This window comes from Pseudoalteromonas sp. MB47 (assembly GCF_011319765.1).
GTDB lineage: Bacteria > Pseudomonadota > Gammaproteobacteria > Enterobacterales > Alteromonadaceae > Pseudoalteromonas > Pseudoalteromonas simplex.
On the sequence record NZ_VFBD01000031.1, the window covers coordinates 93,604 to 115,296 of the forward strand.

The window sequence follows — 21,693 nt, forward strand, 5'->3', positions numbered from 1 at the left end:
AATTATGTGGTATTTTGCCTGGATTTTAGGTGTTCTATTAGCCTGTACCCTTGGGGTGATCAACGTAATGTGGTACGAATTTCACCAACATAAAGATTCGATTGCTGATGATGAGCTAGAGCTTTACGCGAGACTCAAAAACACCGATGACAACTAAACCCCGACCAAATCGCGCGCAGCAACAAACGCTGCGCGCTTTTTTAAAGCAGTATAGCCAGTCTGCTTCAGGACTTCTTAAATTAAGCATTAGTTTGGGCACACTCAACGCCCTATTAATGATTGCCTCTTGTTATCTTCTTGCAAACGCGGCTCATCAAGTCATGTTTGAACAAGCAAACTTGCAAGCCGTAAGCCCATTATTATGGCCGCTGGCTGGGCTAATTTTAGTTCGTGCTTTGTTGGTTGCCCTAAGTGAACGCGTAAATAACCGCGCCGCGTTAAAAATAAAAAACGTGATGCGAAATACATTGCTAGAAAAGCTCAGCAAACTTGGGCCAGCCTACAGTGAACAAAAAGGTCATGGCGCAACACTTAACACCTTACATAATGGGGTTGAAGCACTGCATCAATATTACGCTAATTACATTCCAAGTGTGGCTTACAGTGCGCTTATTCCAATAGCGATATTAGTGGTGATTTTTCCAACCGATTACAAAGCAGGCCTCATATTCCTTTTAACAGCCCCGCTTATCCCCTTTTTTATGATTTTAGTGGGCCATAAAGCGGAGCAGTTAAACCAAGATCGCTGGCAACAACTTGCGGTACTTGGTAATTACTTTTTTGACCGATTACAAGGCCTGACTCAACTCAAGCTCTTTAATGCAACCAAGCGTGAGCTAAATAGCATCAGTCAGATTTCTGATGATTATCGTGGAGCAACCATGGGTGTATTGAAAGTCGCCTTTTTATCGTCTTTCGCCCTTGAGTTTTTAGCCACCATTAGTGTGGCACTTGTTGCCGTGATCATTGGCTTTAGATTATTTTTTGGTACCCTCGATTTTGCCACTGGATTTGTGGTGTTACTACTGGCCCCTGAGTTTTACTTACCACTTCGACAAATGGGCACTCATTATCACGCAAAACTTGAAGGGATCAGTGCCGCTGCTGATATGGTCGACATAATCAATCAAAGCGACTCAGATGAACATGTAGGGTCATCTAAACTTGAGTTACCAATAAAGCATATACAGCTGAATGCGCTTACCTTTCATTACCCTGAAACAAACGAAGGGGTAACTGATATCAACTTAACCCTGCCAAGCTCAGGCTTAATTGCCTTTGTGGGTGAAAGTGGCTCGGGTAAAAGTACCTTGTTTGATTGCCTATTGGGTTTTCATCATCAGGCCAATAGTGCCATTAGCATTAACGAGCAACCACTGAGTGATACTGCATTAGCTGATTGGCAAGCACAGCTGGCGTGGATCCCACAGCAAGCCACGTTATTTTATCGGAGCGTTGCAGAGAACCTGCGTTTAGCTAAACCCGATGCAAGCCAAGCAGAGCTCGATGAAGCAGCAAGTAAAGCTGGCGCACTTGAGTTTATTACTGCACTACCTGATGGCTTTGATACCTTGCTCGGTGAACAAGGAGAAGGCCTCTCTGGTGGGCAAAAACAACGTATTGCCCTTGCTCGTGCATTTTTGAAGAATGCCCCTGTGCTAATGCTAGATGAGCCTACCGCTCACTTAGACAGCCAAACCGAGCATTTAATCAATCAAGCGATCCGCGAGTATGCAAAAGATCACTTAGTGCTGGTTATTGCTCACCGACTGAATACGGTTAAACACGCCGATAAGATTTACGTTATGCAACAAGGTCACATTGTTGAATCTGGTCAGTACCAGCAACTGACTGAGCAAGCTGGCCTATTTGCTAAACTGGTAAGCCAAGGTGACGCCCATGCATAACTTTATACGTCTATTAAAACTGTGCAAACCTCATACTGGCATGCTGCTTTTAGGGGCTTTTTTAGCAAGCTTAACGGTACTTGCTAATGTAGGCTTGCTCGCTATATCGGGTTGGTTTTTAGCAGCCATGGCAGCGGCGGGCATTGCTGGTGTGCAGATGAATTACTTTACCCCAGCTGGAGTGATCCGCTTTTTAGCTATCGTGCGCACAGCGTCTCGTTACGGTGAGAGGATGATAACTCATAATGCTACCTTTTTATTACTGAGCGAAATTCGCGTAAACATGTTCAAGACTTTGAGCCAACTGAACAACGTTGACTTAGCAATGAGTCGTAGTAGCGATTTATTTAACCGGCTACAGAATGATGTCGATGCGCTGGATAAGTTTTACCTAAATGTACTGCTGCCTATTATTGTCGCCCTTTTCAGCATTCCTATAGTAATGGCCTTCATGGCCATGTATAACGCTGACGTTGCATTAGTGTGCTTTACTTCACTGATAATTATTGGCGTACTGCTTCCCACATTGTTAAGCCATAAGCTTCACCAACAAGCGGATAACGAAACCCAGCTCTCAGCCGAGTTAAGATCTGAACTTGCCGATACGTTATCAGGTGCTAGAGAGCTTGCTGTCTATCAAGCACATGCGGCGCAATTAGCGCATTGTGATTCACTCAGTAAACAATACAACAGCCAGCTCTACAATCGTCACAAGGCCATAGCAAATAGTAATGGCTTAAACACTTTGGTGATACAACTCACCATGCTAGCCAGTGTATTTATGATAATTCCACTGGTTGCAATAGGGACTATGAAAAACGTTGAACTGGCGATGCTCGCGTTATTTGTATTAGCAAGCTTTGAAACCGTGCTCACTCTGCCTACGGCATTTATTGAATTGCCGCTTACTTTAAGTGCCGCAAAGCGACTGTTTGATCTTGAAGATAAACACAACAGCTTAGCCGAAAAGCCAAACAACTTAGATGATCAGCTAGCAAACCAATTAGCTGACAAATCAGGGCTTGGTCTTGAGCTAAGCGAGGTCAATTACCAATACTTGGGGGCAAAAAGTAAAGCCCTTAGCAATATCAATTTTGCGATTACACCCGGCAGTAAAGTTGCCCTAGTCGGTGCCAGTGGCAGTGGCAAAACCACTCTAATTAACTTACTCACGGGCCTTTGGCCGCTGCAATCAGGCTCATTAAAGCTCACCACCAAGCAAGATAACTTTGAACTTGAAAGCTTGAGCACTGCAACACGCTTTAAGCAGCTAACGATAGTTGCCCAGCAGCATCATATTTTTGATGGCACGCTACGTGAAAATCTACGCTATGCAGCTTTTGATGCGACAGATGAGATGCTAATTGAAGCCTGTGAAAACGCTGAACTTGGCTCTTGGCTTAAGAACTTAAAAGCCGGCCTTAATACCCGCTTAGGAACCGCAGGCAGAAAACTTTCTCATGGTCAGTCACGTCGTATTGCCATAGCTCAAGCCCTATTAAGGCAAGGTAATTTAATCATTCTTGATGAGCCAACAGAGAGTCTAGATAACCACACTAAGCAAAACTTGCTGACTACACTTGAGAAAATATGGGCAGATAAAACCATGTTGACCATTACCCACGACCCAGCAATGCTAAGTCGTGTTGATAAGGTTATTTGGTTAGAACAAGGACAAGTAAGAGCCTTTGCAAGTCATGCTGAATTGATGGCTAATGAAGCCGATTACGTAGAGCTTATTACCCGTTTTTAATCGAGCTGCTCAACAATAACGTCAATCACACCTTGCTTGACTGAGGCAATTTGTGAAAACGCCTTTTTTGATAAATCGATAATACGACCGCGGATAAATGGGCCGCGGTCATTAATGGTAACAATCACACTTTTATTGTTACTAATATTGGTGACCCTCACTCTGCTGCCAAAGCCAAGCGTTTGATGAGCCGCGCTCCATGCCTGTTGATTAAACACCTCACCACTTGCTGTCATTCGGCCATGATATTTATCAGCGTAATAACTGGCTTTGCCTTTTTCTATCGCTCCTTTTGATACTGAAGGCGCACTACTACAACCACTTATTATTAAGCTTAACAATGCAAAGATGATGAGTTTATTCATATTACTAGATCCTTTTTTGTCGTGAAGATAACAAGCACTGACTTAGCAAAACCTGAACTATAAAAACAAAAAAGCCACCTTAAGGTGGCTTTTAGTAATTAGCTTTTGATTAGCGAATAATTCCGCGCTCAGAGCTTTTCACGAAGTCTATCATCAACTGAACAGCTGGATACTTCGCAGCATCTTCACTTAGCTCAGCGATTGCTTCTTCAACACCTAAGCTCTTGCGGTAAAGCGTTTTATATGCACGGCGTGTTGCCATGATTTCATCGCTTTCAAAACCACGGCGTTTCATGCCTTCAGTATTGATTGCTACAGGGCCTGCCGGCGTGCCAATGGTCGTTACAAATGGTGGCACATCTTTATTAACACCTGAGTACATACCAACAAAGGCATGTGAACCAATTTTACAGAACTGGTGAACACCTGAATTACCAGCAAGGATCACCCAGTCACCTACGTGTACGTGGCCAGCAACAGAGGCATTATTAGCAAAAATAACGTTATCGCCCACTACTGCATCATGCGCAACGTGTGTGTAAGCCATAAATAAGTTGTTGCTACCAATTTTTGTTACACCTTGGTCTTGAATCGTACCACGGTGAATGGTCGCACACTCACGGATCACGTTGTTGTCACCAATGATCAAGGTTGTAGGCTCATTCGCGTACTTTTTGTCTTGGCACGCTTCACCGACCGAAGCAAATTGGAAAATATGGTTACCAGAACCAATCGTCGATGGGCCTTTTACAACCACATGAGATTCGATGATACAGTTATCACCAATAGTTACATCGTTACCGATGTAGCTATAAGGGCCAACTGATACGTTATTTCCAAGTTTTGCACCTGGTTCGATTATCGCCGTAGGATGGATCACTATTAAAACTCTCTTCTCGCACACATGATTTCGGCAGTACACACTACTTTGCCGTCAACTTTTGCTTCTGCTGCAAACTTCCATATATTGCGGCGCTCTTTTAAAAACTCTACATGTAAATGCATAGTATCGCCAGGTAATACTGGCTGTTTAAATCGCGCATTATCAATCGCAGCGAATAAATATAGTTCGTTATCGCTACGATTTTCAACTGTCTTAAAGCCAAGTAAGCCAGTTGCTTGGGCCATTGCTTCTAAAATCAACACACCTGGAAAGATAGGTTGATTAGGAAAATGACCCGTAAAAATAGGTTCGTTCACTGTTACATTTTTAATCGCATGTAACGACTCGCCTGGCGTGTAATCTAGAACACGGTCAACAAGTAGCATCGGGTAACGATGCGGAAGTAAACTTAAAATATCTTGGATATCAAGACTATTTAATTCATTTGCCAAAATAGCATCCTTATTTGTCTTCAATATTGAGTGACTTAGTCAGTGACTCAAGAGCTTTAATGCGGTCTTTCATATCGCCAAGATTGCGGATGTGGGCAATACTTCGGCGCCATTCTTTGTTAGTTTGATGAGGTAATCCTGATGAATAGATTCCAGGCTCTGTGATTGCTTTCGTCACCATACTCATGCCGGTGATTATAGCACCATCGCATACGCTAAGGTGACCATTAATTGCAACCATACCACCAATCTGACAATTCCTACCGATCTCGACGCTTCCGGCAAAAACCGTGCAACCGGCAACCGCTGTGCCTGAGCCGATCTCGACATTATGCGCTATTTGACATTGATTATCGATAATTACATTACTATGGATGATCGTATCGTCTAATGCACCACGGTCAATCGTAGTAGACGCGCCTACCTCAACCTTATCACCGATGATTACTCGGCCAAGTTGCGGTATTTTCACCCATTCCCCACGCTCATTAGCGTAACCAAAACCATCGCTGCCCACGACTGTATTCGCTTGGAATAAACAGTCGCTGCCAATCTCAACTTCATGGTAAATGCTTACATTTGCCCAAAGCTTAGTGCTTTGACCAATTTTTGCATGCTCACCAATGAAACAGTTTGGACCAATCTGCACATTGTCAGCAATAACAGCACCCGCTTCAATCACCACATTGGCGGCGATCGCGACATTATTACCAATCGAAGCTGAATCATGAATGACTGCACTAGGGTGAATACCCGTCACTGCTGAGCGCGGTGTGGTGTCCATTAGCTGAGCAAGCTTGGCGTAACAAACATAAGGGTTAGCAACAATGAGCTTATTACCCGAAAAGTACTCAGCGTCTGCTGATGATAAAATCACCGCACTTGCTTGAGTATCATCTAATTGCGAGCGATATTTCTTGTTCGCTAAAAATGCAATATGCCCATGTTGGGCATTTGCAAGTGTAGATATTTTTTTAATCTCTGTAGCGCCGTCACCTTGAAGGTCAGCGCCCAGAAGATCCGCTATCTGCGAAAGCGTGTAGTTTTGCATATATGATTTCTATTGCTTACTTACTTTTTCAACAACTTTGCTTGATAAGTCATCGACAGTTTTAGGGTTAACATAAATCGTTGTTTCTTTAACTTTAACTTCATCGAATTTGCCAGCTTTCGCTACTTCTTCGATTGCATCTAAGATTAGCTTTTGAACTTTAGCTAGCTCTTGGTTTTGACGCATTTTGATTTCTTGCTCTAAAGGACGACCTTTTTCAGCAAGTTGCTGCTGCATACCTTGAATCTTAGTACGTAATTCTTCTTTTTGCTTGTCGCTCATAGTTGTCGCTTCACGCTTGAACTTTTCAGCTTCAAAACGAATATCACCTTGAAGTTTTTCTAGTTCTTGACGACGCTCAGAGAATTCAGCTTCTAAAGTTTGCTCTACTTTCGCCATTTGTGGGATTTGTTTGTAGATTTCTTGCATATCAACAATACCTACTTTGTGGGCAAATGCGTTAGTAGATAGGCCCATAGATAAAGTAGCAAGTAGTGCAAAAGCTGTTGATTTAATTGATTTATTCACGAAAAAACTCCTTTAGAATGTATTACTAATATTAAAGCTGATGGTCTTCGTATCGTCATCTTCTTCTTTTTGCAATGGATACGCAAAACTGATCAGCATTGGACCCATCGGAGAGATCCATTGTAGAGAAAGACCGGTTGAAACCCTAAAGCGCATCGGATCTGCATAATCATCCAATTTAGCACGCTCATCTGTTGACAGGTTTTGATAACGGTCAATATTAAACTCTGTATCCCATACGTTTGCTGCATCTACGAAGAAGCTGGTACGTACAGAGCTAGTGTTTTCTTCATCTAAGAAAGGTGTTGGAACAATAAGCTCCATCCCTGCGACCGCTTTGGCGTTACCACCAATTCGGCCTGCTGTGTAAAGCTGGTCAAACTCTGATGCACCACCAATGCTACCTGTTGTCGTACCATCAGGTAATGGTGTACCAGGAATGCTTTGCGGAACACGTGATACAGCACGTGGTAAAATCGTATTACGGTCAAAGCCACGTAGTTCCATTTCAGTAATTCTGAAGAACTCTTGGAATGGCAGTGTTTGGTCATAACCATTGGTTGTACCATAGCCATTACCATAACCAAGTGCCGCACGCGTTGAGAACACCCAGCGGTGGTCATTACTGATTGGCCAGTAGAAACGCGAATCATAATTTAGCTTAAAGTACTGTAAATCAGAGTTTGGCGTTGTCGCAGTTAAGTTAAGAGATTGACGCGAACCTGCTGTTGGGAATAAACCACGGTTTACAGTAACGCGTGACCAACCTGCACTTAGCTCGTACTTAGTAAAGTCAAAACCTGCATCTGGGTTATCTGGATCTAAGAAGGTTTCACGAATAACACGTGTTTGCTCGTACTCAGCAATATCTGACAGTTCTTCTTGTACCCAACGAACACCAAAGTTAATACGGTTTACTGCATCGATTGGGAAACCAATGTTAGTACCAATACCATAGCTCTTCGATTTATAGTCGATTAGGCTAAACTTACTCGCATCGTAGTTACTGTAGAAAATGCTACTACCTTGCGATACACCATCAGGCGTAAAGTAAGGGTCAGTATAAGACACACTAATACGCTCAGAACCACGTGAGGTATTGATGTTGAAACCAATTTGGTTACCGGTCCCTAAGAAGTTTGATTCACTGACACCAATGTTAAATTGCAGACCTAAGTAAGAACCATAGGCAAGGCCTGCGTTAAAGCTACCTGCAGATTGTTCTTTCACAGTAAAATCTACATCAACTTGGTCATCTACACCTGGTACTGGCACCACATTAAAATCAACGCTTTCCATGTAGGGTAAACGCTGAATTTGCAGTTTAGAGCGCTCAAGGCTTTGATTGGACAACCACGCACCTTCAAGCTGTGTCATTTCACGGCGCACTACTTCATCAGAGGTATTTTGGTTACCACCCACAATGATACGACGAACATAAACACGCTTACCCGGATTAACCGATAGCGTTAATTGAACTTCTTTATTTTCATCATCAATTTCTGGGATGGTACGCACTTCAGCATTAGCATAACCAAAACGCGCTAAGTAGCTTTTGATGAACTCTTCTGAAGAGGTCACAACAGAGCCATTATAAAGCTCACCTGTTTTCAGCGGGATAACACTTCTGATGAGTTCTTCACGGCCTAACAAGTCACCAATAAAGTCAAAGCCTTTCACTTTGTATTTAACGCCTTCGGTGATATTTGCTGTTACATAAACAGAGTCACGCTCAGGGCTTACAGATACTTGTGTCGAATCGATATTAAAGCGCAGGTAACCACGGTCTAGGTAGTAACTGCGAATTTTCTCTAAATCGCCTTCAATGGTTTGCTTTTGATAACGGTCGCTCGACATGAACTTCCACCACGGCAAATCTTGCTGTGACTCAGCTAATTTAAGTAGCTCTTCATCAGAGAAAAGTTCGTTACCAACGAGGTTGATTTGACGAATTGATGCAGCATCACCTTCATCAAATTCAAATAATAGTTTTACACGGTTTCGAGGTAACTTTGTGATACTAACTTCCACCTTTGCATTGTACTTACCAATACTGTGGAAGAATTCAACTAGACCTTTTTCAATGTTATCAAGAACTGTTTTATCAAGCGGCTCACCAGTACGGATATCCTGCTGGTCTAGCGACTCATTTAGCTGCTCATCTTTGATATCTTTATTGCCATCAAATTCGATCATACTGATCGTTGGGCGCTCAGTCACTCGGAAGATAACACTGTTGCCATCACGTAATGCTTTAATATTGTCAAAGTGACCAGAACGATAGAGAGCCTTTATGGTTCTTGAAATTGTGTACTCATCAATATTATCGCCCACATTGATCGGAATATGCGTTAACGCAGCACCCAGTGCAACACGCTGTAAACCTTCAACTTTTAAATCTTCTACAATAAAGGAGTTTTGGCCTAGGGCTGCAAAGCTAGCGCCTAATAAACTTGAAACTGCCAAATGTTTTTTTATAGCCATTTTGTTATCTTTATCCTTTACAACTGTATTACCGCTCAACACCTTATTAAATAAACTTTTGGTGTTTTACAATCGTGTTCAAATTGGAATTTTTCGCTTACTTGTTATAAACGCGATACATCATTGAACAAAGCGAAACATGTTAAAAACAGAAGCAGCAAGGCCCCCACTTTAAAACCAAATTCTTGCGTCTTTTCAGAGACCGGCTTTTTGCGAAAAAGTTCAATTATGTAATACATTAAGTGCCCACCATCTAGCACTGGCAGCGGTAATAAGTTAAATACGCCAAGGTTTACACTAATTAATGCTAAAAAGCTTAAAAATGCAACCAAGCCATAGCTTACGCTAGTTCCCGCGCCAACTGCAATGCCCACCGGGCCACTTAAATTTTTAACCGACACCTGACCGGTAATTAAATTACCAATCATGTCAAAACTAAGGGTAATTAAACGCCATGTTTCTTGTATGCCCAGCACAATACTATCGACGGGGCCATAATGTCTAGTTTCAATATAGTTTTCTGGCCATGGCTCGACCACCGGAGACACGCCTAAAAATCCTTGAGCAACGCCTGCATCATTGGTTCTGCTTTGTGGCGTTACCGTCAGTTCTTTTATACTATCTTGCCTTTGTACACTAAATTGTAAGGATTTGTTAGGTGATTGCTGAATTAATGAAACTAACTTGCTCCAACTGCTGATATTTTCACCATTTACAGCAAGTATTTTGTCGTTAACCTGTAAACCTGCAGCTTCTGCCGCCGAGCCTTTACTGATCATGGCCACTTCTAAAAGTGCTTTAGGGCGAAACGGTACAATACCTATCGAGGTTAATGGTGGTACGTCTTGTTGATCTAATTTCCAACCATCTAAATTAAGAGTACGCACATGTTTTTGATAATTTTGATCACGAAGCGTTACCACAACACTTTGCTCACCTAAGCGACTCATAAGCGAGAATGTAGCATCTTGCCAAGTGTTAATGTCGTCTTCACCAATTTTAATAATTTGCTGGTTTGGCTCAATCTTAGCAGCAGCGGCACGGCTGCCTTGAGTCACCTCACCCACCACAGGTTTTAATGACTGCACCCCCACCATATACATCACAGCAAGTGCAAAAATAGCGAATAAAAAGTTTGCCATCGGGCCTGCAGCCACAATCGCAATACGTGCTTTTACTGATTTAGCATTAAATGATAAATGACGCTGCTCTGGCGGCACTTCGTCAACACGCTCATCAAGCATTTTGACATAACCACCTAGTGGGATTGCAGCAACCACATATTCGGTTTGCTGTTTGTCGTACCACTTGATCAACGGCTTACCAAAGCCAATTGAAAAACGTAGCACTTTCACGCCCGCTTTTCGCGCAACCCAGAAATGACCATATTCATGCACAGTCACTAAAATACCTAAGGCGAGAATAAATGAGCCAAGATTCCAGAAAAAATCAAACATGCTAGTTGATGCCTCTTTTTACAAACTCAGTCGCTTTTACACGTGCAGCTTGGTCGCAAGCTAAAATCTCATCGAGAGTTTGCACGTTGATGTTTTGTGTTGCGTTGAGCGTTTCAGCGTTAATTCGATAAATATCTGTAAAGCCGATTTGACCATTTAAAAAGGCAGCAACGGCAATTTCATTCGCCGCATTTACTGTGGTGGTTGCACCTTGCCCCATTTCACACGCATCAATGGCAAGTTTTAAATTAGGGTAACGGGCATAATCTGGTTTAGTGAAAGTAAAATCTGCCATTTGTGAAAAATCGAGCGGTTTTACACCCGCATCGACACGCTCAGGAAAAGCTAAAGCATGAGCAATTGGTGTGCGCATATCCGGATTGCCCATTTGCGCAAGCACTGAGCCATCTTGATATTGCACCATAGAGTGAATAATACTTTGTGGGTGGATCACCACTTCAATATCACTGGCACAGCAGTTAAACAGCCACTTGGCTTCTATAAACTCTAGGCCTTTATTCATCATAGTTGCTGAATCAACAGAAATCTTTTGTCCCATTGACCAGTTTGGATGTGCCACTGCCTCAGCAACAGTCACTGATGATAATGTCGCTAAATCACGCTTTAAGAAAGGACCGCCAGAACCTGTAAGCAAGATTTTGCTTACACCATTATCAGCAAGTAGGCCTGATGCATTCTGTAATGATGCTGGCATACATTGGAAAATCGCATTATGTTCGCTGTCGATAGGCAGTAAAGTGGCGCCATGTTGTTTTACTTTATCAATAAACAACTGACCTGACATAACGAGCGACTCTTTATTAGCGAGCAAGACCTTTTTGCCAGCTTCAACTGCACTTAAAGTCGGTAACAGACCTGCTGCACCTACTATCGCCGACATCACTGCATCAACATCTGTATGTGCAGCAAGCTCACACATCGCATCAACACCTGCTAGCACCTGTGTGTTACACGAGCTATTTGCAAGTAAATTTGATAGCGCACTAGCGGCTTGTTGATCAGCCATAACAGCAAACTTAGGCTGATGTGCGATACACAACTCAGCCATTTGCTCGGCATTTTTACCCGCCGCTAAAGCAAAAACCACAAAGCGCTCCGGGTTTCTAGAAACAACATCTAAGGTGCTTAAACCGATTGAACCAGTTGCGCCCAGTACGACAAGTTGCTCTACTTTGCTCATAAACTCAGTGTCCATGCGTAGCAAAGTACAAAAATTGGCGCAGCTGCTGTTAAGCTATCGATACGGTCTAAAATACCACCGTGACCTGGTAAACATGAACCGCTGTCTTTCAAGCCGACTTCACGTTTGAACATACTTTCGAGTAAATCGCCTACCGCTGAGAATAACGCGATAAATGCAGTCATTACGGCATAGATTGGCCAAACACTCATATCAACATTAGTGAAGTGGCAAAATGCTAAAACAAAAACAACCGAAGCCACTACACCACCTAATAAACCTTCAATCGTTTTATTAGGACTAACCTTTGGCATTAGTTTACGTTTACCTAAGTTTTTACCAGTAAAGTAAGCACCAATATCTGCGCTCCATACAATACCAAGTACAACTAAAATTAACATTGAACCAAAGTGAGTAGATTCACCATACCCTGCGCTACGTAGTGTATTTAATGCAAGCCAAAGCGGCACTAAGGTTAAAAAGCCTGCAATGGCACGCATTACAATGCCTTCATTCCAAGCCTTTGCCATTGCTGGGTAGCGCCAAACTAAATAAGTTGCCACAATCCACCATGCAAATGACAAAGTAAATAGATAGTTTGCATCACCCACTAATTGACCATTTTGCCAAAGTGATTCAATGGGCCAATGCCAGTTGAGTAATGCCAAAAATGCAGCCGTTGCTGCTACAAATCCAAAGCGTTTAACTTTATCGCATAGGCCCATAAATGCAGACCATTCCCACGCACCGAGCAAAACAATACCAGCGGCGATATAACTAAATAGTGTTAATGGGGTATAAAAAACCAAAATAAGTGCAAGTGGTGCCAACACGAGCGAGGTTAAAATTCGTTGTTTTAGCAATGTGTGTACCTTCAACTAGTAATTAGGTCTCGGCGAGTAATTGTTTTATTTGTTCGCCTGTACAACCAAATCGTCGCTCTCTGGCAACGTAACATGCGATAGCGTCAGCAAATGCAGCTTCATTGAAGTCTGGCCAAAGCGTATCGGTAAAGTAAAGCTCAGCATAAGCCGCTTGCCATAAAAGGAAATTACTGATGCGTAAATCTCCACCGGTGCGGATCATTAAATCAAGCTCACCTTGGTCGGCCATACTCATTTGTTCAGCCATTAGCTCTTCAGTAATATCTTCTGCGGCCATTTCACCGGCTGCGACTTTTTTCGCAAGCGTTGTTGCGGCGTTAGTAATATCCCAACGTCCACCATAATTAGCTGCCACGTTTAACTGTAGACCCGTATTATTACGAGTTAATTCATGGGCTGCATCAACTTTATTGCGCAAACCTTCTGAAAAGCGTGATAAATCACCAATTATGTTTAGCTTTACATTATTTTTATGAAGTTTTTTAACTTCTTTGCCCAGTACGAATAAAAATAGCTCCATAAGCGTATTTACTTCGTCCTCTGGACGTCGCCAATTTTCGCTACTAAATGCGAATAGTGTTAACGACTGTATACCTAAGCGAGTACAAAATTGCACTGATTGACGAACCGCATCAACGCCTTTTTTGTGCCCATAAACACGTGGGCGATTTTTCGCTTGTGCCCAACGTCCGTTGCCATCCATGATTATAGCGACATGCTTAGGCAAACTTTGCTGGGAAATTTTATCAGCGTTAAGAACCATAAATATCGAGTATTCCATAAAAAAACGCCGTCTAGTATACCCTAGACGGCGTTTCAAAACTAATAAATTTAGTTACGCCTGTTTACTTGCAGAATCAATGTCTGAAAGATAAACAGCGGTTATTAGATTTCCATTAGCTCAGCTTCTTTAGCGGCTAGTTGTGCGTCCATCTCTTTAATGAACTTATCAGTAAGCTTTTGGATCTCGTCTTCTGCTTGACGTGCTTCATCTTCAGAAATATCTTTTTCTTTCAATAAGCTCTTAATGTCGCCATTTGCGTCACGACGGATGTTACGTACAGCAACACGACCGCTTTCAACTTCACCACGTACGATTTTGATAAGGTCTTTACGACGCTCTTCTGTAAGTGGAGGAAGTGGAACACGAATAACAGTACCTGCAGACATTGGGTTTAAACCTAAATCTGAAGCCATGATCGCTTTTTCTACTGCTTGCGCTAGTGACTTATCAAACACGCTAATTGCAAGTGTACGAGAGTCTTCAATTGTTACGTTAGCAACTTGGTTTAATGGCGTGTCAGCACCGTAGTAAGACACTTGAATACCGTCAAGTAATGCTGGGTGCGCACGGCCTGTGCGAATTTTAGATAATTGACTGCCTAGTGCCGCAACACTTTTTTGCATACGTTCTGACGCATCTTTTTTGATATCGTTAATCACGGTTCAATCCTAATCTATTTGCTAGTTTCATCTGAGGCTTGTGAAGAGATAAGCGTTCCTTCATCTTCGCCCATAATAACACGCTTAAGCGCGCCTGATTTATTCATGTTAAATACGCTTAATGGCATGTTGTGGTCACGCGCCAGCGTAAATGCAGCTAAATCCATAACCTTAAGCTCTTTATCAATGATTTCATTGTAGCTTAAGTGGCGATATAGTGTAGCGTCTGGGTTTTTCACTGGATCATCAGAGTAAACACCATCCACTTTAGTCGCTTTGATTACAGTATCTGCTTCAATTTCAATACCACGTAAACACGCTGCTGAGTCAGTCGTGAAGAATGGGTTACCTGTACCCGCTGAGAAAATTACAACGCGGCCAGATTTTAATAGGCTGATAGCTTCTGCCCAGTTGTAAGCATCACACACACCGTTCAGTGGGATAGCAGACATTAAACGACAATTTACAAATGCACGGTGCAGTGCATCACGCATTGCTAAACCATTCATTACAGTCGCAAGCATGCCCATGTGGTCGCCAACTACGCGGTTCATACCCGCTTCTGCTAATGAACCACCACGCAAGAAGTTACCGCCACCGATAACTAAACCTACTTCTACGTCGAGCTCTACAAGTTCTTTAATTTCTTGAGCCATACGGTCAAGTACTTTTGGGTCGATGCCGAAGCCTTCGTCTCCCATTAATGCTTCACCGCTAAGTTTAAGAAGAACACGTCTAAAAATAGGTTTACGATTGATAGTCATAATATTTGGGCCAGCCTTAGTAATGAGATAAAAAATAACCGCGCTATGGTTACACATAAAACGCGGTTATTTTAAAGAATTTTCATCAGTGACGCAAAAGCTAATAGCAGATTAATTTCATCTTATTGCCCTACGTCACTAAGTTAGAAAATTACTCGCCTTTTGCAGCAGCGATTTGAGCAGCTACTTCAGCAGCGAAGTCTTCTTCTTTACGCTCGATACCTTCACCAACTTCTAAACGGATGAAGTTAGTAACAGTTGCGCCTTTCTCTTTAAGAATTTCGCCAACTGATTTTTTAGGTTCCATGATGAAAGCTTGACCAGTAAGAGAGATCTCACCAGTGAATTTCTTCATACGACCGATAACCATTTTCTCAGCGATTTCAGCAGGCTTGCCTTCGTTCATCGCGATATCGATTTGAACTGCTTTTTCTTTTTCAACAACGTCAGCTGGTACGTCTTCTGGGTTTACGAACTCAGGCTTAGACGCAGCTACGTGCATAGCAACTTGCTTAAGTGTTTCTTCGTCAGCTTCACCAACTACAACAACACCGATACGGTCGCCGTGGCGGTAAGAAGAAAGCTTGTCACCGTCGATGTACTCAACGCGACGAACGTTGATGTTTTCACCGATTTTAGCAACTAGCGCAACACGAGTTTCTTCGAATTGTGCTTTAAGTGCTTCGATGTCTGCTTTAGATTCTGCAGCAGCGTCAAGAACTTGGTTAGCGAAACCAAGGAAGTTAGCGTCTTTAGCAACGAAGTCAGTTTGACAGTTAACTTCAAGAAGTGCAGCGAAGCCGTTACCTTCTTTGATTAAGATTGTACCTTCAGCAGCGATGTTACCTGCTTTTTTAGCAGCCTTTGCAGCACCGCTCTTACGCATGTTTTCGATCGCTAACTCGATGTCACCGTTAGTTTCAGTTAACGCTTTTTTACAATCCATCATGCCAGCGCCAGTACGCTCGCGTAATTCTTTAACTAGGGCAGCAGTTACAGCCATTAGAATATCCTCAATTGAATTCTGTTATAGGGAAGCGGTATAGGCCGCTTAACAAGAATAACAAGTCTTCATCTTAATTAGATGAAGACTTGATGACAGCTAATTACTCAGCTTCTACGAAGTCGTCTTTCTCAGCTTGAGCAACGATGTTGTTCTCACGACCTTCAGTGATTGCAGCTGATACAGCGCCAGTGTAAAGTTGGATAGCACGGATCGCATCGTCGTTACCAGGTACGATGTAATCAACACCGTCTGGGTTAGAGTTAGTATCAACGATAGCAACAACTGGAATACCTAGGTTGTTAGCTTCACGGATAGCGATGTGCTCGTGGTCTGCATCGATAACGAAAAGCGCGTCTGGAAGACCGCCCATGTCTTTGATACCACCAAGGCTCTTTTCAAGCTTTTCCATTTCACGAGTAAGCATTAACGCTTCTTTCTTAGTTAATTTCTCGAAAGTACCATCTTGGCTTTGCGCTTCAAGGTCTTTAAGACGCTTGATTGATTGACGAACTGTTTTCCAGTTAGTCAACATACCACCTAACCAACGGTGGTTTACGTAGAACTGCTCACTTTGAAGAGCGGCTTCTTTAACTGCTTCGCTTGCTGCGCGCTTAGTACCAACGAAAAGTACTTTACCTTTGTTTGAAGCTGCGTTCGATAAGAACTTAAGTGCTTCGTTGAACATTGGTACAGTTTGCTCTAGGTTGATGATATGTACACGGTTACGAGCGCCGAAGATGAAAGGCTTCATCTTAGGGTTCCAGTAACGTGCCTGGTGACCAAAGTGAACACCAGCTTGAAGCATATCGCGCATTGAAACGTTTGCCATTTGTATAATCCTCTATAATTTAGGGTTAGGCCTCCACATATCCCATAGCACCAACACCGCAGTTAATTTGTAACTTAAGTGCACCCAAGTGTATGTGACGATACGTGTGTGTGTTAAAATAAAATTGTGTTTGCCTTAAATACAAAAAATCAGTTAAGAATTTATTTGTAAAAAGACGGCGCGCTTTATACCATATTAAAATTGAAAACTCAACGTCTAGTGCAAAATTTGTGCACTAAAAACTGACCTGAAAAACAACTTTGGAGCCTCAATGAGTGCTGTGATCAAGACCCCTGAAGAAATCGAAAAAATGCGTGTTGCCGGGCGCTTAGCCGCCGAGGTACTAGAAATGATAGAACCGCATGTGGTGCCAGGTGTAACCACAGATGAACTAAATACAATTTGTCATGATTATATTGTTAATGTTCAAGATGCTATTCCAGCACCGCTTAATTATCACGGTTTCCCAAAATCAATTTGCACCTCAGTGAACCATGTAATTTGTCACGGTATTCCAAATGACAAACCACTTAAAGAAGGCGATAGCGTCAATATCGACGTGACAGTGATCAAAGATGGCTATCACGGTGATACATCGAAGATGTTCCACGTTGGTACGCCTAACATTCAAGGCAAGCGTCTTGCAGATATCACCCAAGAAAGCCTTTACCTTGCAATTAAAATGGTAAAACCAGGCGTACGCTTAGGTGATATTGGTGCTGCAATTCAAAAATACGCAGAGGGCTTTAGCTATTCAATCGTACGTGAATACTGTGGCCACGGTATTGGTGCTGAGTTCCACGAAGAACCTCAAGTAATGCACTATGGTAAAGCAGGTACTGGTGAAGTATTAAAAGCAGGTATGTGCTTAACAATCGAACCTATGGTTAATGCTGGTAAACGCCAATGTAAGCTACTTAAAGACAACTGGACAGTTGTAACAAAAGACCGTTCATTGTCTGCACAGTGGGAACATACACTGTTAGTGACTGAAAATGGTGTTGAAATTTTAACGCTCCGATCAGATGATACTATTGACAGGATCATCGAACACTAGGAGCCAGCCCCAGTGGCATTACCCAATAAAGTAAAAAAGTTGCTCAGCCAAGCTGAGCAACTTAGCGATTATCGCGACTGTTCTAGTTATTTTTATAAATGGCTACAGAACGAATTCTCAAAACAACCCGTTAGCAACTTAATTAATGCCCGTGCTGAGTTTATCGACCGCTTATTAATTAAACTGTTTCACGATTACGACCTTGCTCACGAAAGTGATCTTGCCCTGATTGCTGTGGGTGGTTATGGTCGTGGCGAACTACACCCCTATTCCGATATCGACTTTATGTTGCTAGTAAGCGAGCAGCCAAGTGAAGCCGTGTGCGAGAAAATTGGCCAGTTCGTTACCATGCTTTGGGATCTTAATTTAGAAATTGGTCACAGCGTTCGCACTATAGAACAAGCATTAGAACAAAAACGCGAAGATGTGACATTTGCCACCAGCTTACTCGAAAGCCGATTAATTTTCGGTAACCATATCGAATTCGAAAAATTAAAAAATCATTTAATTGATACGCCGATTTGGCGCTCAGACGAATTCTTTTTGGCAAAAGTACAAGAACAAAGTTTACGCCATAAAAAATGCCATGGTACAGCTTATAATCTTGAGCCGAATATCAAAGAAAACCCAGGTGGTTTACGTGATTTACAGACCATTATTTGGGTTGCTAAAAAGCACTTTAGGGCCGAAACATTACAAGAACTTATAAATCACGGCTACCTTACTCACGAAGAATACCAAGAACTGTCTGAATGTTTAGAAAACCTTTGGAACATTCGTTTTGCGCTACACATCGCTGCAGGTCGCTCTGAAAACCGCTTATTGTTCGATCATCAGCCTAACGCCGCTGAAATCCTCGGCTTTGGTAGTGATGGTAAAGCCTCGGTCGAGCGCATGATGAAGCGCTTATTTAGGATCATGAGCCGCGTACGTGAGCTTAACCAAATGCTGCTTTCATACTTTGAGCAAAGCATTTTACCGGGTGCTGGTGAGTTACCTGTGATTGAGCTTGACCGTAACTTTGAGCGAATTGGTCATCAAATTCGTGTTAAGAATCCGTCGGTGTTCTTCCGCCGTGATCAGCTATTTGTATTGTTCGAGCATATTGCTGATAACCCAGAAATCACCCATATTTACCCAAGTACCATACGTACAATGCGCCAAGTTCGCCGTCGTTTATTGGGTGATTTACAAGATTACGCTGCCTGTCGCGAAGCATTTTTGCGTTTAATCAAACACCCTAACGGTATGGGCCGCGCATTTACGCTGATGCACAAGCACGGCATTATTGCTGCCTACTTACCACAGTGGCGTAATATCTTTGGGCAAATGCAATTCGATTTATTCCATGCCTACACCGTGGATGAACATACCCATAAACTCATCAACAATATTTATAAGTACTTTGATAAATCAAAAGTCAGCGAATTTCCGTTATGTAGTGAAATTGTCACTCGTATGGACAAGCCTGAGTTACTTTATTTAGCCGGTATTTTCCATGATATTGCTAAAGGCCGTGGTGGCGATCACTCTGAGCTTGGCTCAGTTGATGCAATCGCGTTTGCTAAGCTACACCGCTTCCCAGCCTCAGATGGCAAGCTTATTTCGTGGTTAGTGGCTAATCACTTACTTATGTCGGTTACAGCGCAGCGCAAAGATATTAATGACCCAGATGTGATTAAAGACTTTGCAAGTAAAGTGAAAAATGAGCGTCAGCTTGATTACTTGTACTGCTTAACGTTAGCCGATATTCGCGCAACTAACGATAACCTGTGGAACGATTGGAAAAATACCCTACTACGTGAGCTGTATTTACACACCCAGCGAGCGCTTCGTTTAGGGCTTGAAAACCCAATGGACCAACGTGACCAAATACGTGATAAAAAACAGCAAGCCAAACAGCGCTTACTGAACCACGGTTGTAACGAAGATCAAATCGACTTAATTTGGAGTCGCTTTAAAGCCAATTACTTTACCGCTTTTAGTGAGCAACAGATTTCGTGGCACACAGAGCACCTACTAAGCTGTGACGATTTAAGCCAGCCTAGCGTTGCCGTGTCTAACACCGCAATGCATGGTGGTACACAAGTTTTTGCTTATAGCCCTTACTCGGGCAGTTTATTCTCACGTTTAGTTAGTGTGATTGGTTCGAAAAAAGCGCAAATTCAACATGCGCAGGTACTGACCACAAAAGATGGCTACGTGCTATTTAGCTTTGTTATTTTAGAGGTCAATGGTGACCCGATTGCGAGTAACCGTTCGCAAGGCATTAAACGTGCTTTAGATCTTGCAATTAGCGACCCGAAAAAGAAAATTCGCCTTAAAAAGAATCGCTCTCAGCGCTTTAAAGACTTTAATATCAAACCAAAAATTGTGCTTAGACCGCATGCCCGTAAAGACCGCAGCTTAATTGAAATTCAAGCGGTGGATATTCCGGGTCTATTAACAAAAATTGCGGAAGTATTTCAAGCGCACTTATTACATATTCATGCCGCACGGATCACCACAGTTGGTGAACGTGCAGAAGATTTCTTCGTGGTATCAAATAACGAATACCAAGCATTAACAGACGAAGAACAGGCTAAAATTCATCAAGCATTGCGTAAAAAACTCAACGCAGAAACCGAATAAGAGGATCTTATGTCAGATTTAAAAACCATGATCGAAAACGCCTGGGACAACCGCGATAGCATCAGCCCAAGCACGGTATCAAGTGAAGTAAAACAAGCTATTATCGACGCGCTTGAATTACTTGATAGCGGCGCTGCACGTGTTGCTGAAAAAATCAGTGGTGAGTGGGTTGTACATCAATGGTTAAAAAAAGCGGTGCTACTGTCTTTCCGTATTCGTGATAACCAACCAATGAGCGATGGTGTTAATCAGTTTTACGACAAAGTACCACTTAAATTTAGCGACTATACACCAGAGCAATTCCAACAAGGCGGCATGCGTGTTGTGCCTAATGCTGTGGCACGTAAAGGCAGCTTCGTAGGTAAAAACGTGGTGCTTATGCCATCTTATGTCAACATTGGCGCCTACGTTAATGAAGGTACCATGGTTGATACATGGGCAACGGTTGGCTCATGTGCACAAATTGGTAAAAACGTTCACTTATCTGGCGGTGTAGGCATTGGTGGTGTACTTGAGCCACTACAAGCTAACCCAACTATTATTGAAGACAACTGCTTCATTGGCGCACGTTCTGAAATTGTTGAAGGCGTGGTAGTTGAAGAAGGCGCCGTTATCTCGATGGGCGTTTATATCAGCCAAAGCACACGTATCTATGACCGTGAAACTGGCGAAATCCATTACGGCCGAGTACCAGCCGGTGCGGTTGTTGTTCCTGGTTCTTTACCGTCAAAAGATGGTTCGCACAGCCTATATGCTGCCATCATCGTGAAAAAAGTGGATCAGCAAACTCGCGAAAAAGTAGGTATTAATGCCCTACTTCGCTCGATTGATGAATAATAAAGCGGAGCTTTAAGCCGTCAGCTTTAAATTTTAGATATAAGAAGCGCGATGCTAACTAGTTTCGCGCTTTTTTGTACTTAGAGCTTAAAACTTAGGACTTAAGGCTTTTAACTTAAAGCGCCTCAGCTAAATTGTTACATCTTATTTCAAATACACAC

The 21,693-nt window shown here is 42.6% G+C and carries 20 protein-coding genes; 6 read left to right on the top strand and 14 right to left on the bottom strand.

All coding sequences use genetic code 11. The annotated features are described in order from the left end of the window. Nucleotides 1-4 precede the first annotated feature (4 nt). From cydX to cydC, 3 genes are read left to right on the top strand one after another with little or no spacing between them, the layout of a single operon-like run. Nucleotides 5-157, top strand: coding sequence for a cytochrome bd-I oxidase subunit CydX (gene cydX, locus IMPJCBKJ_RS18610; RefSeq protein ID WP_054553108.1), 153 nt, complete (start codon nt 5-7; stop codon nt 155-157). After that, nucleotides 147-1,907, top strand: coding sequence for a thiol reductant ABC exporter subunit CydD (cydD, locus tag IMPJCBKJ_RS18615; protein ID WP_166341546.1), 1,761 nt, complete (start codon nt 147-149; stop codon nt 1,905-1,907). The genes cydX and cydD overlap by 11 nt, the downstream gene beginning before the upstream one ends. Further along, complete coding sequence (gene cydC, locus IMPJCBKJ_RS18620) at nt 1,900-3,660, top strand: thiol reductant ABC exporter subunit CydC (RefSeq protein ID WP_166341548.1); 1,761 nt, start codon at nt 1,900-1,902, stop codon at nt 3,658-3,660. The genes cydD and cydC overlap by 8 nt, the downstream gene beginning before the upstream one ends. Here the strand turns inward: cydC and IMPJCBKJ_RS18625 are convergent. The 14 genes from IMPJCBKJ_RS18625 to rpsB form a co-directional block, all read right to left on the bottom strand. Continuing rightward, nucleotides 3,657-4,025, bottom strand: a complete 369-nt coding sequence (locus tag IMPJCBKJ_RS18625; protein WP_166341550.1) for a septal ring lytic transglycosylase RlpA family protein — start codon at nt 4,023-4,025, stop codon at nt 3,657-3,659. The genes cydC and IMPJCBKJ_RS18625 overlap by 4 nt on opposite strands. A 109-nt stretch (nt 4,026-4,134) precedes the next feature. Further along, nucleotides 4,135-4,905 (bottom strand): acyl-ACP--UDP-N-acetylglucosamine O-acyltransferase, encoded by a 771-nt coding sequence (gene lpxA / locus IMPJCBKJ_RS18630; protein ID WP_054553112.1) that lies wholly within the window; start codon nt 4,903-4,905, stop codon nt 4,135-4,137. Nucleotides 4,906-4,907: 2 nt separating this feature from the next. Beyond that, nucleotides 4,908-5,360, bottom strand: a complete 453-nt coding sequence (gene fabZ / locus IMPJCBKJ_RS18635; RefSeq protein WP_054553113.1) for a 3-hydroxyacyl-ACP dehydratase FabZ — start codon at nt 5,358-5,360, stop codon at nt 4,908-4,910. A gap of 10 nt (nt 5,361-5,370) precedes the next feature. Beyond that, nucleotides 5,371-6,411 carry a UDP-3-O-(3-hydroxymyristoyl)glucosamine N-acyltransferase gene (gene lpxD / locus IMPJCBKJ_RS18640; protein WP_054553114.1) on the bottom strand — a complete coding sequence of 347 codons (1,041 nt, stop codon included), beginning with the start codon at nt 6,409-6,411 and terminating at the stop codon, nt 5,371-5,373. A 9-nt stretch (nt 6,412-6,420) separates the two neighbouring features. After that, complete coding sequence (locus tag IMPJCBKJ_RS18645) at nt 6,421-6,939, bottom strand: OmpH family outer membrane protein (RefSeq protein WP_054553115.1); 519 nt, start codon at nt 6,937-6,939, stop codon at nt 6,421-6,423. A gap of 12 nt (nt 6,940-6,951) precedes the next feature. Continuing rightward, nucleotides 6,952-9,423, bottom strand: coding sequence for an outer membrane protein assembly factor BamA (gene bamA, locus IMPJCBKJ_RS18650; protein WP_166341552.1), 2,472 nt, complete (start codon nt 9,421-9,423; stop codon nt 6,952-6,954). Between the two features lie 104 nt (nt 9,424-9,527). Continuing rightward, on the bottom strand, nt 9,528-10,880 hold the full coding sequence (gene rseP / locus IMPJCBKJ_RS18655; protein ID WP_166341554.1) for a sigma E protease regulator RseP: 1,353 nt from the start codon (nt 10,878-10,880) through the stop codon (nt 9,528-9,530). Nucleotide 10,881: 1 nt separating this feature from the next. Further along, nucleotides 10,882-12,081, bottom strand: a complete 1,200-nt coding sequence (ispC, locus tag IMPJCBKJ_RS18660) for a 1-deoxy-D-xylulose-5-phosphate reductoisomerase (RefSeq protein WP_166341556.1) — start codon at nt 12,079-12,081, stop codon at nt 10,882-10,884. After that, complete coding sequence (locus tag IMPJCBKJ_RS18665; RefSeq protein ID WP_054553119.1) at nt 12,078-12,944, bottom strand: phosphatidate cytidylyltransferase; 867 nt, start codon at nt 12,942-12,944, stop codon at nt 12,078-12,080. Before IMPJCBKJ_RS18665 ends, ispC begins: the two co-directional genes overlap by 4 nt. A gap of 22 nt (nt 12,945-12,966) precedes the next feature. Continuing rightward, the gene (locus IMPJCBKJ_RS18670) at nt 12,967-13,746 is read right to left on the bottom strand and encodes an isoprenyl transferase (protein WP_054553120.1); all 780 of its coding nucleotides are present in this window, start codon (nt 13,744-13,746) and stop codon (nt 12,967-12,969) included. A gap of 104 nt (nt 13,747-13,850) precedes the next feature. Then, complete coding sequence (gene frr / locus IMPJCBKJ_RS18675; protein ID WP_054553121.1) at nt 13,851-14,408, bottom strand: ribosome recycling factor; 558 nt, start codon at nt 14,406-14,408, stop codon at nt 13,851-13,853. A 14-nt stretch (nt 14,409-14,422) separates the two neighbouring features. Further along, a complete protein-coding gene (gene pyrH / locus IMPJCBKJ_RS18680) occupies nt 14,423-15,172 on the bottom strand; it encodes a UMP kinase (RefSeq protein ID WP_054553317.1) in 750 nt (249 codons plus the stop codon). A gap of 151 nt (nt 15,173-15,323) precedes the next feature. Next, nucleotides 15,324-16,175 carry a translation elongation factor Ts gene (gene tsf / locus IMPJCBKJ_RS18685; RefSeq protein WP_138599316.1) on the bottom strand — a complete coding sequence of 284 codons (852 nt, stop codon included), beginning with the start codon at nt 16,173-16,175 and terminating at the stop codon, nt 15,324-15,326. Between the two features lie 103 nt (nt 16,176-16,278). Further along, complete coding sequence (gene rpsB / locus IMPJCBKJ_RS18690; protein ID WP_054553123.1) at nt 16,279-17,007, bottom strand: 30S ribosomal protein S2; 729 nt, start codon at nt 17,005-17,007, stop codon at nt 16,279-16,281. 247 nt (nt 17,008-17,254) lie between these two features. Between rpsB and map the strand changes: the two genes are divergently transcribed. Genes map through dapD form a run of 3 tightly spaced genes read left to right on the top strand, consistent with a single transcriptional unit; the run spans nt 17,255 to nt 21,532 of the window. Next, nucleotides 17,255-18,064: a type I methionyl aminopeptidase gene (gene map, locus IMPJCBKJ_RS18695; protein ID WP_228482666.1), complete on the top strand. Its 810-nt coding sequence runs from the start codon at nt 17,255-17,257 to the stop codon at nt 18,062-18,064. Nucleotides 18,065-18,076: 12 nt separating this feature from the next. Then, nucleotides 18,077-20,695: a [protein-PII] uridylyltransferase gene (gene glnD, locus IMPJCBKJ_RS18700; protein ID WP_054553125.1), complete on the top strand. Its 2,619-nt coding sequence runs from the start codon at nt 18,077-18,079 to the stop codon at nt 20,693-20,695. Nucleotides 20,696-20,704: 9 nt separating this feature from the next. Beyond that, on the top strand, nt 20,705-21,532 hold the full coding sequence (gene dapD, locus IMPJCBKJ_RS18705) for a 2,3,4,5-tetrahydropyridine-2,6-dicarboxylate N-succinyltransferase (protein ID WP_166341558.1): 828 nt from the start codon (nt 20,705-20,707) through the stop codon (nt 21,530-21,532). The last annotated feature ends 161 nt before the right edge of the window (nt 21,533-21,693 follow it).

Excerpts from the sequence above, each read along its gene's own strand:
- IMPJCBKJ_RS18670 (WP_054553120.1), bottom strand. The coding sequence starts at position 13,746 with ATGGAATACTCGATATTTATGGTTCTTAACGCTGATAAAATTTCCCAG.
- rseP (WP_166341554.1), bottom strand. The coding sequence starts at position 10,880 with ATGTTTGATTTTTTCTGGAATCTTGGCTCATTTATTCTCGCCTTAGGT.
- tsf (WP_138599316.1), bottom strand. The coding sequence starts at position 16,175 with ATGGCTGTAACTGCTGCCCTAGTTAAAGAATTACGCGAGCGTACTGGC.
- ispC (WP_166341556.1), bottom strand. The coding sequence starts at position 12,081 with ATGAGCAAAGTAGAGCAACTTGTCGTACTGGGCGCAACTGGTTCAATC.
- cydD (WP_166341546.1), top strand. The coding sequence starts at position 147 with ATGACAACTAAACCCCGACCAAATCGCGCGCAGCAACAAACGCTGCGC.
- cydX (WP_054553108.1), top strand. The coding sequence starts at position 5 with ATGTGGTATTTTGCCTGGATTTTAGGTGTTCTATTAGCCTGTACCCTT.
- rpsB (WP_054553123.1), bottom strand. The coding sequence starts at position 17,007 with ATGGCAAACGTTTCAATGCGCGATATGCTTCAAGCTGGTGTTCACTTT.
- lpxD (WP_054553114.1), bottom strand. The coding sequence starts at position 6,411 with ATGCAAAACTACACGCTTTCGCAGATAGCGGATCTTCTGGGCGCTGAC.
- dapD (WP_166341558.1), top strand. The coding sequence starts at position 20,705 with ATGTCAGATTTAAAAACCATGATCGAAAACGCCTGGGACAACCGCGAT.
- IMPJCBKJ_RS18625 (WP_166341550.1), bottom strand. The coding sequence starts at position 4,025 with ATGAATAAACTCATCATCTTTGCATTGTTAAGCTTAATAATAAGTGGT.
- bamA (WP_166341552.1), bottom strand. The coding sequence starts at position 9,423 with ATGGCTATAAAAAAACATTTGGCAGTTTCAAGTTTATTAGGCGCTAGC.
- cydC (WP_166341548.1), top strand. The coding sequence starts at position 1,900 with ATGCATAACTTTATACGTCTATTAAAACTGTGCAAACCTCATACTGGC.
- pyrH (WP_054553317.1), bottom strand. The coding sequence starts at position 15,172 with ATGACTATCAATCGTAAACCTATTTTTAGACGTGTTCTTCTTAAACTT.